Annotated in this window: 13 protein-coding genes; 6 read left to right on the top strand and 7 right to left on the bottom strand. The window is 30.7% G+C overall.

What is annotated here, in order from left to right:
- Nucleotides 1–76 precede the first annotated feature (76 nt).
- Nucleotides 77–4,480 (bottom strand): DNA polymerase III subunit alpha, encoded by a 4,404-nt coding sequence (gene dnaE, locus BM072_RS05415; RefSeq protein ID WP_092907340.1) that lies wholly within the window; start codon nucleotides 4,478–4,480, stop codon nucleotides 77–79.
- Nucleotides 4,481–4,599: 119 nt separating this feature from the next.
- On the opposite strand from dnaE, the gene BM072_RS05410 reads away from it, so the two are divergent.
- From BM072_RS05410 to BM072_RS05400, 3 genes are all read left to right on the top strand, one after another.
- A complete protein-coding gene (locus BM072_RS05410; protein ID WP_092907338.1) occupies nucleotides 4,600–5,010 on the top strand; it encodes an RDD family protein in 411 nt (136 codons plus the stop codon).
- 306 nt (nucleotides 5,011–5,316) lie between these two features.
- On the top strand, nucleotides 5,317–6,372 hold the full coding sequence (locus BM072_RS05405) for a DUF2971 domain-containing protein (protein WP_092907336.1): 1,056 nt from the start codon (nucleotides 5,317–5,319) through the stop codon (nucleotides 6,370–6,372).
- A 276-nt stretch (nucleotides 6,373–6,648) separates the two neighbouring features.
- The gene (locus BM072_RS05400; protein ID WP_125113363.1) at nucleotides 6,649–7,074 is read left to right on the top strand and encodes a hypothetical protein; all 426 of its coding nucleotides are present in this window, start codon (nucleotides 6,649–6,651) and stop codon (nucleotides 7,072–7,074) included.
- Between the two features lie 374 nt (nucleotides 7,075–7,448).
- Here the strand turns inward: BM072_RS05400 and BM072_RS05395 are convergent, their stop codons facing one another.
- Both BM072_RS05395 and BM072_RS05390 read right to left on the bottom strand, forming a co-directional pair.
- Nucleotides 7,449–7,820, bottom strand: a complete 372-nt coding sequence (locus tag BM072_RS05395) for a MerR family transcriptional regulator (protein ID WP_092907332.1) — start codon at nucleotides 7,818–7,820, stop codon at nucleotides 7,449–7,451.
- A 9-nt stretch (nucleotides 7,821–7,829) separates the two neighbouring features.
- Entirely contained in the window at nucleotides 7,830–8,729 is a 900-nt protein-coding gene (locus tag BM072_RS05390) for a M23 family metallopeptidase (RefSeq protein WP_177190262.1), read from the bottom strand.
- Between the two features lie 150 nt (nucleotides 8,730–8,879).
- Between BM072_RS05390 and alaS the strand changes: the two genes are divergently transcribed.
- Nucleotides 8,880–11,489, top strand: coding sequence for an alanine--tRNA ligase (gene alaS / locus BM072_RS05385; RefSeq protein ID WP_092907328.1), 2,610 nt, complete (start codon nucleotides 8,880–8,882; stop codon nucleotides 11,487–11,489).
- A gap of 64 nt (nucleotides 11,490–11,553) precedes the next feature.
- Here alaS and BM072_RS05380 read toward each other — a convergent pair whose 3' ends face one another.
- Genes BM072_RS05380 through BM072_RS05370 form a run of 3 tightly spaced genes read right to left on the bottom strand, consistent with a single transcriptional unit; the run spans nucleotide 11,554 to nucleotide 14,244 of the window.
- Nucleotides 11,554–12,648, bottom strand: a complete 1,095-nt coding sequence (locus tag BM072_RS05380; protein WP_092907326.1) for a toxic anion resistance protein — start codon at nucleotides 12,646–12,648, stop codon at nucleotides 11,554–11,556.
- Nucleotides 12,649–12,683: 35 nt separating this feature from the next.
- On the bottom strand, nucleotides 12,684–13,457 hold the full coding sequence (locus BM072_RS05375) for a hypothetical protein (RefSeq protein ID WP_092907324.1): 774 nt from the start codon (nucleotides 13,455–13,457) through the stop codon (nucleotides 12,684–12,686).
- A gap of 4 nt (nucleotides 13,458–13,461) precedes the next feature.
- Nucleotides 13,462–14,244: a hypothetical protein gene (locus BM072_RS05370; protein WP_092907322.1), complete on the bottom strand. Its 783-nt coding sequence runs from the start codon at nucleotides 14,242–14,244 to the stop codon at nucleotides 13,462–13,464.
- Nucleotides 14,245–14,343: 99 nt separating this feature from the next.
- Here BM072_RS05370 and BM072_RS05365 point away from each other — a divergent pair, with 99 nt between their 5' ends.
- Together BM072_RS05365 and BM072_RS05360 are read left to right on the top strand one after the other, a co-directional pair.
- A complete protein-coding gene (locus BM072_RS05365; RefSeq protein WP_092907320.1) occupies nucleotides 14,344–15,258 on the top strand; it encodes a DMT family transporter in 915 nt (304 codons plus the stop codon).
- 45 nt (nucleotides 15,259–15,303) lie between these two features.
- On the top strand, nucleotides 15,304–15,744 hold the full coding sequence (locus BM072_RS05360) for a DUF805 domain-containing protein (protein ID WP_177190261.1): 441 nt from the start codon (nucleotides 15,304–15,306) through the stop codon (nucleotides 15,742–15,744).
- A gap of 27 nt (nucleotides 15,745–15,771) precedes the next feature.
- On the opposite strand, the gene BM072_RS05355 is transcribed toward BM072_RS05360, so the two are convergent.
- On the bottom strand, nucleotides 15,772–16,092 hold the full coding sequence (locus BM072_RS05355) for a hypothetical protein (protein ID WP_092907319.1): 321 nt from the start codon (nucleotides 16,090–16,092) through the stop codon (nucleotides 15,772–15,774).
- Between the last annotated feature and the right edge of the window lie 92 nt (nucleotides 16,093–16,184).

The raw sequence follows: 16,184 nt of genomic DNA, 5'->3' as shown, positions 1-16,184 counted from the left end.
AAATCTACACAAAAATTCATTTTTTAAAAACTCGTTTGATATAATCTCTCAATTGCCGAATAGATTAAACGTATAATTAATTCAGTTTAAACGATATTTCTTGTAATTCATCTAGTTCTTTTAACAAATCTCGACAAATATTAACACGAATTTTATTGGCGACAAAATCGACATTATTTAAATGTTCGACCGAGTCAATTAACTTCAATTTCAAAGGTTTTTCGCCTTGATATTTGAATATAATTTCGGACAATTTACTGAAAATTTCTTCAGTAAACTCATTTATTTCAATATTAACCGTAATCTTATCCGATTGATTTTCGATTACTTCGCTTAACAGTTGCATTTTTATGATTTTAGTAAATACACGACTGCTTGTCACATTACCATCTTTGTCTTTAAACTCTCGTTTATTAAAATTAATCCGAAGATTTAAAAACATATTTTCTTGTAAAAAATGACGGTATTTTAAATAATCTTCGCCAAATAAAACAATATCATAAGTATCGGTATAATCGCTAAATGTAAAACTTCCAAATTCGTTTCCATTTTTTGCTATACGATGCTGAATATTTGTCATCATACCAGCCAAAGAAATATCTTTCCCTACATGTTTATCCTCGTTATCTTTTAAATCAGAAAGAGTCATGTTAGAAACCATGCGCGTTTCGTGTTTAAAATCGTCCAAAGGATGTGAAGAAATATAAATTCCGACAACTTCTTTTTCTTTTGACAAACGTTGCAACATATTCCAGTTTTCGCAATCTGGAAGAATTGGAACAACATCGTCTATCGAATTTTCATCATCACCAAAACCGCCAAATAAAGAGGTTTGAGATGAGTTTTTTTGTTCTTGATAATTTCCTCCGTATTTGATTAATTTCTCTAAATTAGTCGTTGTATTTTCGATATAAAAATAACGTCCACGATGAAATTCAAATCGGTCAAAACCTCCCGCTAAAACTAAATTTTCGATGGTTTTTTTGTTTACCGTTCTCAACTCAACTCGTTTCACAAAATCGTACACATCATGAAAAGGTCCATTCTCGTTTCTTTCTGATACAATTGCATTTACGGCTGCTTGTCCAACACCTTTTATCGCGCCCATTCCGAAACGAATTTCGTAATTTTCGTTCACATTAAACTTCGTAATCGACTCGTTAACATCTGGTCCAAGAACCGCCAATCCCATACGCTTACATTCTTCCATAAAAAATGTAACTTGCTTAATATCACTCATATTATTCGAAAGCACAGCCGCCATATATTCGGCAGGATAATGCGCTTTTAAATAAGCCGTTTGATAGGCAATCCACGCATAACACGTAGAGTGAGATTTATTGAAGGCATACGATGCAAAAGCTTCCCAATCTTTCCAAATTTTATCTAAAACTTTTGGATCGTGACCTTTTTCGGCAGCTTGTTCTACAAATTTTGGCTTCATTTTATCCAAAACTGCTTTTTGCTTTTTACCCATCGCTTTACGCAAAACATCGGCATCACCTTTAGAAAAGCCTGCTAATTTTTGCGAAAGCAACATTACTTGCTCTTGATAAACTGTAATTCCGTAGGTTTCAGACAAATATTCTTCCATCGCATCCAAATCATATTTTATTGGTTCTTCACCATTTTTACGGCGAACAAATGATGGAATATATTCGATAGGACCCGGACGATAAAGAGCATTCATGGCAATTAAATCACCAAAAACTGTTGGTCGAAGATCTTTCATGTACTTCTGCATTCCGGCAGATTCGTACTGAAAAACACCAACTGTTTCGCCACGCTGGAAAAGTTCGTATGTTTTTTCGTCATCAATCGGAATTGTATCCGGATCAATTTCTATTCCTGTTCTTGCTTTTACTAATTTGATGGTGTCTTTAATTAAAGTTAATGTCTTTAATCCCAAGAAATCCATCTTTAATAATCCGGCACTTTCTGCAACCGAGTTATCAAATTGTGTTACATATAAATCCGAATCTTTTGCTGTTGTTACAGGCACAAAATTCGTAATATCGTCGGGCGTAATAATTACTCCACAAGCGTGAATTCCTGTATTACGTAACGAACCTTCTAATATTTTGGCTTGCTGAATAGTTTCTGCCGCTAAATCGTTTCCGACTGATAAACGTTTTAATTCGTTTACGGCTTCTAATTCTTCAGTTCTTAAAGCACCTTTTAAGGCGTTATCATCTAAATTAAAGATTTTAGCCAACTTCATATTCGGAATAAGTTTTGCCACTTTATCCGCTTCAAATAATGGTAAATCTAAAACACGCGCAGTATCACGAATTGATGATTTTGCAGCCATCGTTCCGTAGGTAATAATTTGCGCAACTTGGCTTGAGCCATATTTATCAATTACATAATCCATTACCAATGATCGACCTTCGTCATCAAAATCGATATCGATATCGGGCATAGATACACGATCGGGATTAAGGAAACGCTCAAAAAGTAAATCGTACTGAATTGGATCTATATTGGTAATCCACAAACAATACGCAACTGCCGATCCTGCTGCCGATCCACGTCCCGGACCTACAGAAACATCCATGGCGCGTGCGGCTGCAATAAAATCTTGTACAATTAAGAAATAACCCGGATAACCCGTTTTCTCGATTGTTGCTAATTCAAAATCTAAACGTTCTTTTATTTCGTCTGTTAAATCGGGATAACGTTTTTTTGCACCTTCAAATGTCAGGTATTTTAAGTAAGCATTTTCACCACGTTTTCCTCCATCTGACTCATCTTCTGGATGAATAAATTCTGTTGGAATATCAAATTTTGGAAGTAATACATCACGATAAAGTGTGTAATCTTCTATCTTATCTACAATTTCTTGAATATTAATCACAGCCTCTGGAACGTCTTGAAACAAGTGTTTCATTTGCGCTTCTGACTTAAAATAATATTCTTGATTTGGTAATCCGAAACGAAAACCACGTCCACGACCAATTGGCGTTGATTGCTTTTCGGCATCGCGCACACATAACAAAATATCATGTGCATTAGAATCTTCTTGGTTGATGTAATATGTATTATTTGTCGCAACGATTTTTACATCGTGTTTTTTGGCAAAAGCAATTAAAGTCTTGTTTACACGATTTTCATCTTCTTGATTGTGTCGCATCAATTCGATATAAAAATCTTCTCCAAACTGTTCTTTCCACCAAAGCAACGCATCTTCGGCTTGCTTTTCTCCAAGATTCAAAATTTTATTTGGAATTTCTCCTTGTAGATTTCCAGACAAAATAATTAAATCTTCTTTGTATTTTTCGATAACCGATTTATCAATTCGCGGCACATAATAAAAACCATCTGTGTACGCTTTTGACGCCATTTTTGCTAAATGATGATAACCATTTTTATTCTTCGCAAAAACAACAATTTGATAACCATTATCTTTTTTTGTTTTATCTAAATGATTTTCGCAGACAAAAAATTCTGAACCAATAATTGGTTTTATAATAACTTCTGTCGGCTCTTTTCCATCTGCAATTAATTCTTCATTTTTTTCTTTTGCAGCTTTATTGTGATTTTGAACTTCTGCATTAAAATGAAACGCACCCATCATATTTCCATGATCTGTCATTGCAACAGCAGGCATTTTATTTTTGGATGCCGCCGAAACTAAATCTTTAACCGAAATAGTTGATTGAAGTATAGAAAATTGGGTGTGATTATGTAAATGTGCAAATTTTGCATTTTCGAATTGCTCTAAAACTTCTTCCGAAATTTCTACAATTTCATCATCGCCTCCTTGCTTTGCTTTTGCTTTCGCAATTGCTTCTGACGCTTTTTTGAGGTTGATATGATTTAGACCAACTGGCTGAATATTGGTTTGATTGATTTCTGCAAATCGCTGAAAATAATCTTGCTCAACTTGTAATTCATCTTTCGTAAAAATTTGTTTACGAATCAACTCGAAAAAACAACGTGTAGTTGCTTCCACATCGGCAGTTGCGTTGTGCGCTTCGCCAAAAGGAACACCAAATAAATACTGATGTAACTCTGTAAGTGTTGGTAATTTGAAACGACCACCACGACCACCAGGAAGTTTTAATAAACCTGCCGTAATTTCGGTACAAGTGTCTAATACAGCTTTCTCTGTTAAATTATTTTCATAATTTAAACGGTAAAACTCAGCTCCCATAATGTTAATATCGAAACCTAGATTTTGACCAACAATAAATTTAGCTTTTCCTAAAGCTTCAGAAAATTTATCTAAAACATCTTTTAAAGGAATTCCTTTTTCGGTTGCTAAATCGGTCGAAATACCGTGAATACGTTCTGAATCATACGGAATATCAAAACCATCTGGCTTTACCAAATAATCTTGATGCTCAATTAATCGTCCCATTTCATCATGCAATTGCCACGCAATTTGTATACATCGCGGCCAATTGTCTGAATCAGAAATAGGTGCATTCCAGTTTTTAGGAAGACCGGTTGTCTCTGTATCGTATATTAAGTACATGGATTATCGAATTCTTTGAATCTGTAAATTTACGAAATCTTAGTAGAAGATTTTTCTTTAATAAAAGTTAAGATAATAATTTTCATAAACAACATTATCTTTAAAGCAAAATACAATAAATGAATAACCCTAAATATATTGGCAGAAGAATAATTGCTGGTTTTATTGACTACACTATTATCATCTTTTTAACATTTTTATACTTAAAATATTTTGGAGAAATAAATGAAGAAGGCGCTTATTCGGTAAGTGGTTTAAAAACACTTCCTATTATAATTTTTTGGTTAATTTATTTTTGTGGATTCGAAACAATTTTAAGTTCAACTTTAGGAAATTTAATTGTTGGATTAAAACCCGTAAACATTAATACTGAAAAAAATATTACCATTAAAGAATCTTTTTTAAGGCATTTGGTTGACCCAATCGACATGTGTTGTTTTGGTATTATTGGAATAATTTTAATCAAAAACTCTGAAACCAATCAAAGATTAGGCGATATTTTAGCAAAAACTAAAGTTATCAAAAACTAAAAAAGATGAACTTAATTCAAAATTTACTTATTGAAAAATTGGGAAATAAAATTGAATGTTCTCAAGATGAAGATGGAACAAAGTAAGTGAATTTCATTTATTTTAAAGTTTCATAATAATGATTATGTTTAGTAAAATTTTTACTCTGTTTTAAATAAGTATAATATGCATGTAGTGATATTTAAAACAACATGTAATACTCCATCAAAAACAAACATAAAACACTGATTAACAGCTAAAATATTTATTTTCTCACTTATACAATTATTATTACATTGCGTGTATAATTATGTTATGTGATATTTTATGAGAACGAAGGAGCATTTAATCAACTTTTTACTTGAAACAGAAATTCCAGATGATTTGGAATCAAAAGAAGAATCCAAGATTGTTAGCAAAATTTTCAAATACTGTTTGGATATAACTCCAGATAATCTTTATCGTTATCGTACTTGTAATGAACGTAATTTTCAAACTTTACTAGAAGATAAGTTTCTTCTGACAAAACCTACTTTATTTAATGACCCTTATGACTCGTTGTTGTATATTAATAGAGATAAAATCATTTCTGACTTAACTAAAAATCAGGAAGATGATATTGTTGAAAAATTACAAAACGATGCCCAATTCAAAGAAGAACAAACTCAATTACTTGGAAAAGACTTTGTCGAAAAATATGCTAATTTAGAGCCCTTTAAAAGTTCAACCGAAAAAGAAATCTTTAAAACAGCAGCAGAAAAAATTTACACAAAATTTGTTGATCAACTAATTGATGAGTCTCTAAAATCAATGAGGCAATCATCTTTAGTAGCTTGTTTATCAGAAGATTTTGAGTCAATATTAATGTGGTCCCATTACGCGGATAATCATAGAGGATTTGTATTAAATTACGATTTTAAGTCAAGATATTCAATTAAAACAAAAATTCCAGGAGTTATTGCAACTGAATTCGCTGATAAAAAATTATTTCCTGTACGATATTCTGACGAAAGATTTGATGCAACTTATTATGTTGAGTTCCATTTTATAGATAATTACTTTAGAAGTATGGGTCTTAAATTAAATAAGCCTTTTTTTGATAAATTATTTTATTATAAAATTTTACTATTCAAATCAACAAATTGGGCATATGAGAAAGAATGGCGAATAATTAGTCAAACAAACCTAAACTACAATGACGAGAAACCAAACGTTAATTTTATTACTGACATAAAACCCAAAGAAATATTATTAGGTTCAAAAATTTCAAATGAAGATAGATATAAACTTTTAAAAATTTCTGAGCAAAAAGAAATCCCAATCTATCAGATGAACTTAGAACCTTTTGAAAAAGAATATAAATTAACAAAAACTAGTATATAAAAACATCACATAACATGGGCTTGGCGCAATGGCGGGTTAAGTCATAAAACAAAGTTTCGGCTTTCTATTCCGCAAAAAGCCAATTATATTGACTTTTTTCTTAAATTTAATCAATTAATTGGCTTTTGCTTACTGTGTCGCTAAATTGACACTTTTTGCTTCAATTTCCGCCACTGACGCCAAGCCCAGAAACGTTGTACAACATTCTTATTAGATTCTGCAAAAAAATAAATAAAATTGAAAAAATTCCTTATATATAGTTTTTGTACCTTGATTATGACTCAACTATTGAGTTTAACACTACCTCCGTTTGGCTTTATGTTAGGAACTACTATTATTTTACCAGTTTTGATTTGGTTAAATGGCAAGAATAACAAAATACAATATGAAAATATTCTTTGGACAATTTTAGTTTTCTATTTAATTAGTAGAACATTGGATTGGTATATTGCGCCTGGAACTCATGATTCTACAGGAATTGCGTTAATGATTATGATGTCAATTTTTGCAACGATAACAATGATTGGTATTTCTATTATTTTCTTAATACATAAAAATATAGAATTTAAAGAAACTAAAACTTATATAATATTAATTTTCCTATTGATAATTCCGATAATTCACATTATGTTATTAAATAGATTTTGTAACCAAAACCTTAATGTAACAAATAAAACTTTATACGAATACTTAAAAAACTAAATAAAGAACGTCGTACAACATAGCATTTCTCAAAAAAAAAACGGTCTGAAAGTAAACTTTCCAGCCTATGTTTTTTCCAACGCAAAATTGCTTTTTTTTTATATATATTTTAGCAAATTAACTCGATTATGTTTAGTTCGTAATTATAGCGAAATTCTGGTAAAGATTTTCCCACCATCGCAAAGCCGTGGCCCGTTAAAAATATTTATTTTCTTATAACAAATAGAACCCTCCAATTGGAGAGTTTTTATGTTTCTAGAATATAGTCAGCATGTTTTATTTATAAATAATATCTTCTATTTTGTAATTTTTGTTACGCTTCATTTTAAATAAAAAAAGAACTGGCTGTTTAATCAAACCAAAAAAAGATGAACTTAATTCAGTTCATCTTTTTTTAATATTACATCCGAATCATCAAAACTCATTTTCAGTTTTATTAATTCTTCTTTTATGTCTTCTAATTTTTGCACAACATCTATTTCTTCTGTTGTTACAGTTTGTCCTTTTTTACCAATTGCTTGTTTGGCGCCATCTAACGTATATCCTTTTACTTTTACCAAATAATAAATGTTTTTAAAACATTCAATATCATTTTTGGTAAATAGTCTATTTCCTTTTTTGTTCTTTTTGGGTTGAATAATTTCAAATTCTTTTTCCCAAAAACGAATCAACGATGCGTTTACATCAAAAGCTTTGGCTACTTCGCCAATAGAATAATAGAGTTTATCAGGCAGGTCTTCGTTCATTATCAGCGTTTAATCCAAAGATAATGACAATTTTTTAGAATTTTGATAGATTTTAATGAAATCGTCTGGATCTACATCATTGTAAAAATACATGATCGGATCTACAGGTTCTCCATTCTTGTGAATTTCATAATGTAAATGCGCACCAGTAGACAAACCAGTTGTCCCAACATAGCCAATTACATCGCCACGTTTCACTTTTTGACCACTACGTACTTTTGCTCGTGACATATGTGCATACAAACTTTCGTAACCATTTCCGTGTTTCAAAACAACCATATTTCCGTAACCAGAATTAAATTCAGACACTTTTACAGCCCCATCTCCCGTTGCATAAATTGGTGTTCCCGTACTTGCAGCAAAATCTAAACCTTTGTGCATTTTATTTACTTTAAGAATCGGGTGAAAACGAGAACCATAACCAGATGCTAAACGACTAACATATTTATCTGCCACAGGTTTTAGAACGGGCATTGATGATAAATTTGCATCTTTAACACCAGCAGAACGAAAAACTTCGTCCAATGATTTTGATTCAATTTCAATCTTTTCAATTAATTTTTCAACATCTTCTGCTGTATAATTATCAATTTCTTTGTTTACAGAATCTATGTTTTCGCTAACACGCATATCATAAATTGTACGATAAATATTGCGATCTTTTTCTTCGATTTCTGTCAAAGCAGCTTCTACTTCTTTAAATTTTTTATGTAATTCTTGATTTTCGCTCTCCATTTTTTCGAGCTCTGCAAGTAATTTTCCTTCATTATTCTTGAATTTACCTGCTCGCATTGCATATTCTGAATCGTTAAAATGATATCCAATCATTCCGCCAGAAATTGTCGCAAGGCATAAAAAAAGTAGTACGTATAATGCTGTTTTAGGAGTTTTTTGGATTCTTTTCTTCATCCAACTTAAAAAAAATTTTGCAGAATTATACTTATAGTTTTTATTTTCCATTACTTAACCAACCTTTTATTATCTTTGTAAAACGTTTGCAAAGTAACGAATATTGTGTCAGCAAACGTGTTAATCAAATTATAAAAATATATTAATTAGATGAATTCCAAAGATATAAGAAAAGAATTTCTTCATTTTTTTGAAACGAAAGGGCATTTAATTGTTGATTCTGCGCCTATTGTCCTAAAAGACGATCCGACTTTAATGTTCAACAATTCTGGAATGGCTCAGTTCAAAGAATTCTTTTTAGGTAACGGAACACCAAAGAATAATCGTATTGCTGATACGCAAAAATGTCTTCGTGTTTCTGGTAAGCATAATGATTTAGATGATGTAGGAAAGGATACTTACCACCACACAATGTTTGAAATGTTAGGAAACTGGTCTTTCGGGGATTACTTCAAAAAAGAAGCAATTGCGTGGGCATGGGAATTGTTAACAGAAAAATATGGAATTTCGAAAGATCAAATTTATGTAACCGTTTTTGAAGGTGATAAAGGTGATGGAACTACTTTGGACGAAGAAGCGCTAGAACTTTGGAAACAACATATTGCTGAGGATCGTATTTTGTACGGTAATAAAAAGGATAATTTCTGGGAAATGGGAGATATTGGACCTTGTGGACCATGTTCTGAAATTCACGTTGATATTCGCCCAGAAGCCGATCGTTTAGCTGTAGACGGTAAAGCCTTGGTTAATATGGATCATCCACAAGTTATCGAAATTTGGAACTTGGTTTTTATGCAATACCAACGTAAAGCTGACGGTTCTTTAGAATCTTTACCTGCTCGTCATATTGATACAGGAATGGGATTTGAGCGTTTAGCAATGGTTTTACAAGGAAAATCATCAAATTATGATACAGATGTTTTTCAACCAACAATCCTAAAATTAGAAGAAATTTCTGGTGTAAAATACGGAGCAGCAGAAAAAACAGATATCGCAATTCGTGTAATTGTTGACCATTTACGTGCAGTTGCATTTGCAATTGCTGACGGTCAATTACCATCTAACACAGGTGCTGGTTATGTAATTCGTCGTATTTTACGTCGTGCAATTTCTTACGGATACCGTTTCTTAGATTTAAACGAACCTTTTATTTACAAATTATACCCAATCTTGAAAGCTGAAATGGGCGACTTTTTCCCAGAATTAGTAAAACAAGAAACAATAGTTACGGGCGTAATTCGCGAAGAAGAAGCTTCTTTTTTAAGAACAATCGAACAAGGATTAAATCGATTAAATCAAATCATTCAACAATTAGGAGATTCTAAAGTTGTTCCTGGAGATGTGGTTTTCGAATTATATGACACATTTGGTTTCCCTGCAGATTTATCTCGTATTGTTGCAGAAGATCATGGTTTCACGATTGATGAAGCTGGATTTGAAGCTGAAATGGCGAAACAAAAAGAACGTTCTAAGAAAGCAACAGCTTTAGTTACGGATGATTGGGTTATTTTAGATGCTGCCGGAAACGAAACTTCTATTGCTTACGATACGAAAACTGCTGATGTAAAAATTACACGTTACCGTAAAGTAAAAAATAATAAAGGAGAATTTTTTCAATTAGTATTCAACCAAACACCTTTCTATGCAGAATCTGGTGGACAAGTTGGTGATGTAGGAACTATTTCGACATTAAACGAAACTATAGAAATTGTTGATACAAAGAAAGAAAATAATTTAGTTATTCATTTCGTAGAAACTTTACCAGAAAATGTAAATGCTACTTTTTCTGCAAAAGTAAATACAGAAAAACGCAACGAAATAACTAAAAATCATACTGCAACACACTTAATGCACGAAGCTTTACGCGAGGTTTTAGGAACGCATGTAGAGCAAAAAGGTTCTTATGTTGGTGATGATTATTTACGTTTTGACTTTTCTCATTTCGCAAAAATGACTGAAGCAGAAATTGCACTTGTAGAGCAAAAAGTAAATGATAAAATTGCTGAAGCTTTACCATTAATCGAAAAAAGAGATTGCGAAATTTCTGAAGCTTTAGCTGATGGTGCAATGGCTTTATTTGGAGAAAAATATGGTGATAAAGTTCGTGTAATTCGTTTTGGTTCTTCAATCGAATTATGTGGAGGTACGCACGTAAAAAATACAGCAGACATTCGTTTATTCAGAATTTTATCTGAATCTTCTACTGCCGCTGGTATTCGTCGTATCGAAGCAATTACATCTAATAAAGCAATCGAATCTTACAAAGAAGCGGATAAAAATTATAATGATGTTTTAGCTGCATTAAAAACTAAAAATGATGCTGTGAAAGCTGTTCAACATTTATTAGATGAAAATGCTGCTTTGAAAAAACAAGTTGAATCTTTTGTTGCACAACAAGCCTCTGCTGAAAAAGCAACTTGGAAAGCTGCAATTAAAGAAATCAATGGAATTAATTTCTTAGCAATTAAAACAAATTTAGATGTTGGTGCTGCCAAACAAAATGCAATAGATTTGACAAAAGAAATCGAAAATGCATTTATCGTAGTTGGTACTAATGATGCTGTAAAACCATCTATCACTATTTCTATCGCTAAAAATTTAGTTGACAAAAAAGGTTTAAATGCTGGTAATATTGTAAAAGAAATCGCGAAACACATCAATGGTGGCGGTGGTGGTCAAGCTTTCTTGGCAACTGCTGGTGGTAAAGATGTAAACGGTTTGGATGCTGCTTTGAAACAAGCAGAAGATTTTGTAAAATAACAGTTTATAAATAATAAATGAGAAAGCGACTTGAGTTTCAAGTCGCTTTTTTTATTTTTATATTTTAAGCAATATATTTTTGATTCTCACCATTTAATAAATGACTTCTTAACTCTTCTTCAGATTTTTTTAATTCCTCCTCTACAGTTAAGCGTTTATTTCGTCCATCTTCTTGAATGCGGAGAACTTCATTAATTGTTGTAATAATATCTGAATTTGCTTTTTGAATTGTCTCAATATCCACAATACCTCTTTCACTTTCTGTTGCAATTTTTATCGTAGATTCTTTCAACATTTCACTATTACGTTGAAGTAATTCGTTTGTTGCATCTGTTACAGCTTTCTGCGCATCTAAAGCGTCTTGTGTGTGGGCAATTCCTAAAGTAAGTACCATGTGATTTTTCCAAAGAGGCAATGTATTTACAATACTCGATTGAATTTTCTCCATTAATACTGAACTATTATTTTGGATCATTCGGATTTGAGGCGCAGTTTGTAAAGTTATCATACGCGTTAATTTCAAATCATGAAGCTTTTTTTCGAAGCGATTAACTTGTTGCTCTAAATCTTTATACTGTTGTATTTTATTTTGATCTGTTGAGGTAGAAACCTCTTCTTTCATTTTTGGAAGAACCTCCTCTTTCATCTCTTTCAATTTCTCAGTTCCAGCAATAATATAAAGTGATAAATCTTTAAAATACAATTGATTTTGCTGAAAAAGTTTATCAAAAATATTAATATCTTTTAAAAGAATTTGGTAATGTTTTTCTAACTTTATTTCAATTGCAGTTATATTTTTTTCAATACTTTCGTATTCTGATTTAAATCTTAATACTCGTTTTTTAATCGTCTCTAAGAAAGAGAAAAAACTTTTTTTATGTAAAGATTCATCAAATGAGTTTATATTATTTCTCAAATCAAGCAAAATATCCTTTGCAAATCCCAAATCTTTTGCGCGAACTTGTCTTAGAATTTGGTCAGAAAAAGCACTAATTTGGTTTTGACTTGATAAACCATATTGAATAATATTTTGTGTCGAATTAAAATCTATTTTTTGTTTATAAAGTTCTAATTTTTGTTTGTCTTCTTCCGTCAAAATAACTTCTGGTTCATCTGCTTCCGCTATTGTTACAGGTTTATATTCTTGTCCTAAGTCCATTTTATAGTATTTATAAGTTTGTTTATTATTATTCTCTAAATAATATCTTTATTTCTAAGCGTTTGAATATATGCATCTGTTTCTGCATTCACCTCAAGAATTTCAGTTTTAAAAAGATTTGTCAATTCGTTTTCAAAAGCTAAAAGTGAAATAGAAAGCGTATTTATTAGTTTTTCTTTGGATGATTTAACTGTTGCATTCTCTAATTTAGAATTTTCTAAATCATCATATTGTTTTAACACTGCATTAATTGTACTTCTATGTCTTACCAAAATAATTTTTGAAACACTTTTATCTTTATCTTCAATTTGCTTAATTAATACTATTATTTCATTAATATTCTTTTTTATTGATACTTCATCAATCTTTTCTTTCCACAATAAAAGCTCTGCTCTAAAATCTATATTTTCTGCCTCTTTCTCTAGCGCTAAAGCTTTATCCATTAATTTATAATACGGATATTCTTTTCCCCATTCTAAAGAAACAATTCGACTTAAATCTAGCCTTTTTAAATAACTATCTATAAAAAGCATAAGAATAATATTACCTATTATTGGAGCAAAAACTACCAGAAATATATGTGCAAAACTATTATATTTATATATATGTAAGTAAAATGCATATGTTCCAATTATTAGTCCGAGCACTCCTAGTAAAATCCAATTTATTTTTTTTGCTTTCCAGCCAATAATCAGCAAAGCAATCGGATAAAAAGGAATTGGATAGGGAAATACCAACAGAATGGATAAGAAAAACATCCACGAATTTTTTAATTCCCACGATTTAGAATTGTTTGTAAACCAACCCATTTTTTTAAATTATATTTTTATTTTTTAGATTTTGCAAATACGCTTCAGTTTCAGCATCAACATCTAGTATTTCTGATTTAAATAAAAGAGTCAATTCATTTTCAAATCCTTTTGTTGCTAAATGAATGGATTCTGTTAGTTTATCTTTTGATTTTTTTATAATCTCATTATCTAAATTTGTATTTTCAAGCTCATCATATTGTCTTAACATTTTTTCAACAACATTAGTATGACGCGCAAAAAATTTAGCGCTTTCCGTATTATCTTTTTCTCCAATAACTTTTATTAAAGTTAACATTTTATCGATATCTTTTTTAATCGACAACTCATCAATTTTATCTTGCCATTTTAACAAAACAATACTAAATTCTTCGGCTTCAGAAAGCTGTTTAATTTCTATTGATTCTGGAATATCTTTATCATAAGGATATGTTTTTCCCCATTCTAATGTTTTACCTAATAATTGTAAATCTAATCTTTGGAGGTATTCTTTTGAAATAAAAGCGGCAAACAAGCAATTAATAAAAGGAAATACAAACCAAGCTGCTTGAACAAAAGTGTTAATATTTTTAAATAATAATAAAAATAAAAAAAAGTACAACATTGTAATAATGTAATTAATTATCGCAAATATTATCCAACTACGTTTCTTTACACTAAATCCCATTGCGATTATAAAAGCACTTTGTAAACCAGAAAAAACCAATATAGAAAAAAGGAATGTTAAAAAAACTCCCCACATATTTTTTAGCTCCCACGATTTACTTCTATTTGTAACCCAACCCATTTTTATTAATTTGATTTGAACAAAATTAACATAAATATTTAGATTATTTTCTCATATTTTAAAACACTATATTGCATTAAAATTATCATCTTTTTAACTTTGAAAGACATTAAACTTTTGATTGCCGTAACCATTGTTGCCGTTGTTTGGGGAACAACATTTTTAGGAATTCGAGTTGCAGTAGAAACAATTCCGGGGTGGTTTGTTGCAGGAATTCGCCAATTTTTGGCAGGAATAATTATGCTGATTATTCTACTCTACAAAAAAGAATTGAAATGGATTGGTTGGAAAAATCTTTCTTACCAACTTATTTTCTCTGTTCTAATGTTGATTATTGCGAATGGATTAACCACTGTTGCAGAAGAAAATTTATCGAGTAGTTTAGCTTCTTTAATAAGCGCGACTTCGCCAATACTTGTGTTTATAGGAAGTGTTGCAATTGGCTTACAAAAGTTTAGTTTTAGAGGATTAATCGGTATTATAATGTGTTTTTGTGGCATCCTATTTATTTTTTGGGATGGTTTACACGAATTAGCTAATCCGATTTATAGAACTGGAATTATTTTACTTTTTTGTGCGATAACTGGTTGGGCTTCGGGTACAATATTTACGAAAAAGATGAACATTCAATCAAAAAATATTTCACTTAATTTATTCTATCAATTTATGTTTGCTGGTATTGTACAAATTTGTTTTGCATTTATGTTTAGTGAAAATTACAACTTCGGAAATTGGAGTTCAAAAAGTATTGCAGCAATGTTATATTTAGCCGTTTTTGGATCAGTGATAACCTTCTTCTCATTTCATTATGCGTTAACCAAAATCTCACCAATACAAGTTTCTATCCTTTCTTATTTCAATACAATTATTGCTATAATTTTAGGTTGGTTAATTTTAGACGAAGAAATTTCTGCAAAATTTATTATTGCTGCGGTTCTAATTATTTGCGGCGTTTTTATCACAAATTATAACCCCGAAATGTTTAAGAAAAAGCCAAAACTAATTGATAATTAATTTTTTAGAATGATTTATTATGAATAGTTTTAAAAAAACTAAATTATGATTGATTGGTATAAAAAAGTAGTGCAAGAAAACTATGCAAACTTTACGGGAAGAGCTCGCCGTAGCGAATATTGGTATTTTGTTTTATGCAATTTTATAATCACAATGGTACTTTATATTCCTATGATATTCTCAATTGGAATAAATAAAGATTCAGATTCGCCAGGCTTTTTATTCTACTTAGCTTATGCCTTATTAATGATTTATAGCTTAGCTGTCTTTATTCCTTCTTTAGCCGTTACTGTACGTCGTTTACATGATGTAGGCAAAAGTGGGTGGTTTTATTTGATTGGATTAATTCCATTAGTAGGGCCTATTATATTGTTGGTTTGGTTTGCTACCGATGGCCAACCAGGAACTAATCAATGGGGAGTAAATCCAAAAGAAGAAAGCAATTTTATTGACGAAATTGGAAAAGAAATCGAAGATAGATTATAATAAAAAAGCAACCAATTGGTTGCTTTTTTATTGCGTTTTAAGTTGCAATAATTTTATCCATTGTTTGTAATTATAACGTCTAAATAATCCTAAATAACGACGACTATAAGAGTTAATCCAAATTGAATTATTTTCACAATATATTATTACACTTTCTGTATGATCTCTTGTTCTTAAATTATATTTATATAAAACATTTTTTTCTTCGTAATCAAATACAAACAATCCTTTTTGCTCTAAAGATTCACTAAAATTATTTTGACGAAGCGCTAAATCTTTTATCAATGCAATATTTCCATCAATAGAATTTGAAGTTTTTATTTCTATAAAAAAGCGATCTTTAATCAATAGCGTCCTAAACGTTTAAAAAAAGTTCAAAAAAAGAGGGTTGAATTTTGTATCTCAAATTATCTTTGAGTTGCAAAACAAAAACTCACCCT

This window comes from Algoriella xinjiangensis (assembly GCF_900115015.1).
Lineage (GTDB): Bacteria > Bacteroidota > Bacteroidia > Flavobacteriales > Weeksellaceae > Empedobacter > Empedobacter xinjiangensis.
The sequence above is the reverse complement of the archived record's forward strand: the minus strand, read 5'-3'. Positions and strand labels throughout refer to the sequence as shown.

Excerpts from the sequence above, each read along its gene's own strand:
- BM072_RS05400 (WP_125113363.1), top strand. The coding sequence starts at position 6,649 with ATGACTCAACTATTGAGTTTAACACTACCTCCGTTTGGCTTTATGTTA.
- dnaE (WP_092907340.1), bottom strand. The coding sequence starts at position 4,480 with ATGTACTTAATATACGATACAGAGACAACCGGTCTTCCTAAAAACTGG.
- BM072_RS05375 (WP_092907324.1), bottom strand. The coding sequence starts at position 13,457 with ATGGGTTGGTTTACAAACAATTCTAAATCGTGGGAATTAAAAAATTCG.
- BM072_RS05405 (WP_092907336.1), top strand. The coding sequence starts at position 5,317 with ATGAGAACGAAGGAGCATTTAATCAACTTTTTACTTGAAACAGAAATT.
- BM072_RS05390 (WP_177190262.1), bottom strand. The coding sequence starts at position 8,729 with ATGAAGAAAAGAATCCAAAAAACTCCTAAAACAGCATTATACGTACTA.
- alaS (WP_092907328.1), top strand. The coding sequence starts at position 8,880 with ATGAATTCCAAAGATATAAGAAAAGAATTTCTTCATTTTTTTGAAACG.
- BM072_RS05380 (WP_092907326.1), bottom strand. The coding sequence starts at position 12,648 with ATGGACTTAGGACAAGAATATAAACCTGTAACAATAGCGGAAGCAGAT.
- BM072_RS05410 (WP_092907338.1), top strand. The coding sequence starts at position 4,600 with ATGAATAACCCTAAATATATTGGCAGAAGAATAATTGCTGGTTTTATT.
- BM072_RS05395 (WP_092907332.1), bottom strand. The coding sequence starts at position 7,820 with ATGAACGAAGACCTGCCTGATAAACTCTATTATTCTATTGGCGAAGTA.
- BM072_RS05360 (WP_177190261.1), top strand. The coding sequence starts at position 15,304 with ATGATTGATTGGTATAAAAAAGTAGTGCAAGAAAACTATGCAAACTTT.
- BM072_RS05370 (WP_092907322.1), bottom strand. The coding sequence starts at position 14,244 with ATGGGTTGGGTTACAAATAGAAGTAAATCGTGGGAGCTAAAAAATATG.